The organism is Motilimonas sp. 1_MG-2023 (assembly GCF_030547455.1).
Taxonomy (GTDB): Bacteria; Pseudomonadota; Gammaproteobacteria; order Enterobacterales; family CBDFNC01; genus Motilimonas.
On sequence record NZ_JAUOPX010000162.1, the window covers coordinates 1 to 278 of the forward strand.

At 38.8% G+C, this 278-nt stretch carries 1 protein-coding gene; it reads right to left on the reverse strand.

The genetic code is table 11. The features are described 5' to 3' along the window. Window positions 1-77: 77 nt before the first annotated feature. Window positions 78-278 (reverse strand): YcjX family protein (locus tag Q4519_RS21865; RefSeq protein ID WP_303516063.1); only part of this gene is annotated, 201 nt, incomplete at its 5' end.

Sequence of the window (278 nt, forward strand, 5' to 3'; positions counted from 1 at the left end):
AACTGAGACAATAAGCTTAATAAATTTTCATGCAGATCTGGCGTCACATGATCGGCTTTACTTGCAGCAAAAACCAACTAGTCAATTTTGGGCGAAAATAGCCGTCTTAATAATCCGGTTTGGCCATAGTTAAAGCTCTGTAAAATTTGCTCAATTGCTGTTTGCATATCTTGAAAGCTTTGTCGCCCCGCATTAAGAGGCGACAAGCAATACAATAACACAATTTGCCGATCAAAATTCACAAAGTGCTGATCATAAAATTGTTTCACCACGTGCTC